This is a genomic window from Streptococcus orisasini (assembly GCF_001431045.1).
GTDB classification, from domain to species: domain Bacteria; phylum Bacillota; class Bacilli; order Lactobacillales; family Streptococcaceae; genus Streptococcus; species Streptococcus orisasini.
The window spans coordinates 1-1,522 of the sequence record NZ_BCLE01000024.1 but is presented as its reverse complement, the minus strand read 5'-3'; the positions used below and the strand labels follow the sequence as shown (position 1 = coordinate 1,522).

At 41.5% G+C, this 1,522-nt stretch carries 3 protein-coding genes; all 3 read right to left on the bottom strand.

The annotated features are described in order from the left end of the window. The coding region (locus tag SCSH_RS04560; RefSeq protein WP_274518960.1) for an ADP-dependent NAD(P)H-hydrate dehydratase at positions 1 to 220 on the bottom strand (220 nt) is incomplete at its 3' end. After that, a complete protein-coding gene (locus tag SCSH_RS04555) occupies positions 217 to 1,074 on the bottom strand; it encodes a bifunctional methylenetetrahydrofolate dehydrogenase/methenyltetrahydrofolate cyclohydrolase (protein ID WP_057490712.1) in 858 nt (285 codons plus the stop codon). The genes SCSH_RS04555 and SCSH_RS04560, both read right to left, overlap by 4 nt. Positions 1,075 to 1,252: 178 nt before the next feature. Then, the gene (locus tag SCSH_RS10895) at positions 1,253 to 1,399 is read right to left on the bottom strand and encodes a FeoB-associated Cys-rich membrane protein (RefSeq protein ID WP_082581947.1); all 147 of its coding nucleotides are present in this window, start codon (positions 1,397 to 1,399) and stop codon (positions 1,253 to 1,255) included. Positions 1,400 to 1,522: the final 123 nt, after the last annotated feature.

Genomic DNA, 1,522 nt, shown 5'->3' with positions numbered 1-1,522 from the left:
CTTCAGGCAGCTGGCTGTGAAGGGCTGTGATATTGTCTTTGTGGGTAGCAACTGTCACCAAGCCTGCTCCGCTATTAACACAGGCCAAAGCAGCCATAATAATTGCACCGCCGTAAGGATAGTTACCGCCAATTAAAAGAACACGCCCAAAAGTCCCCTTGTGACTTTCAAGAGGACGCGGCTGAATAATTTTTTGAGCTAAAACTTCATCAATAATCATTTGATCACACTTCTTAAAGCTGCTTGGTAGGTTTGTTCCAAAAGCATAGTGATGGTCATAGGACCAACTCCTCCCGGAACAGGGGTAATGAGGCTTGCGACTGTGGCAACTTCGTCAAATTTGACATCGCCAATCAATTTGCCATTATCATCACGGTTCATACCAACATCAATAACAACAGCACCCTCCTTGACAAAGTCTTTAGTCACAAAGTGTCCTTGACCAATGGCAACAATGAGCACATCTGCACGCTTGCAGACATCAGCCAAGTGACGTGTTCTAGAATGTGTCAGGGTGACTGTCGCATTTTTGTCCAAAAGCAGCTGAGCCATGGGCTTGCCGACAATGTTCGAACGGCCGATAATAACCGCATGTTTGCCTTCTAAATTGACCTCATAGGCACTCAGCATTTCCATAATACCAGCAGGAGTACAAGGCACCATCATAGGACGGCCACTCCACAAATGGCCAGTATTCATGGGATGAAAACCATCTACGTCCTTGTTAGGGTCAATCGTTAAAATAATTTTCTTATCATTGATGTGAGCTGGCAGTGGCAATTGTACCAGAATCCCATGAAAGGAAGGATCTTGATTATAGCTTTTAATAACCTCAATCAATTCTTCTTCACTAATGGCCTCAGACAGGCGTACTGTTTCACTTTTAAAACCAGCCTTGATTGCTGAGCGCTCTTTATTGCGAACATAAACCTGACTAGCCGGATTGTCACCTACCAAAATAACGGCTAAACCTGGAACAATTCCATATTCAGCCTTGAGCCGTTCAACTTTCTCAGCCAACTGTCCTTGCATTTTCTGCGCTAGAGCTTTACCATCAATTAATTTCTCTGTCATATCTTGCTTCTCTCTAATATATAATATCTCTTATTATATCAAAAAGGGAGTGAGAAAGAAGCCAAAAGTTCCAAATTTTGCTTCTCACCCCTCCCTTATTTTTAGATGGTGACTTGAAATGGTCTAAGCCCAAACTATTTACTCAGACTAAATTTTTATTGTTTTTCTAAATACTTTTTTACTGGTTTCTTTTGGCCTGTTTCATCTCATCTTTAATAGGACAGGAACAGTTGCAATCACCGCAGGAACCTTTTTGTTTAATATAATGACGAATTCCAAGCAAAACAGCCAAAATAATCAGACTGGCAATAATAATTGTAGACATCTCTTACAACCTCCTATTTTACCCTTCCTGAGTCAGAGAAAGATTATCCAAAGTGATGACCTCTTCCTTAATCTGCCGTGGCCTTCTTCCAATAAAGTAGAGCATACCCATCAGAATTACAAC

Bases quoted from the DNA above. Each gene is read 5' to 3' on its own strand.
- SCSH_RS04555 (WP_057490712.1), bottom strand. From the start codon at position 1,074: ATGACAGAGAAATTAATTGATGGTAAAGCTCTAGCGCAGAAAATGCAA.
- SCSH_RS10895 (WP_082581947.1), bottom strand. From the start codon at position 1,399: ATGTCTACAATTATTATTGCCAGTCTGATTATTTTGGCTGTTTTGCTT.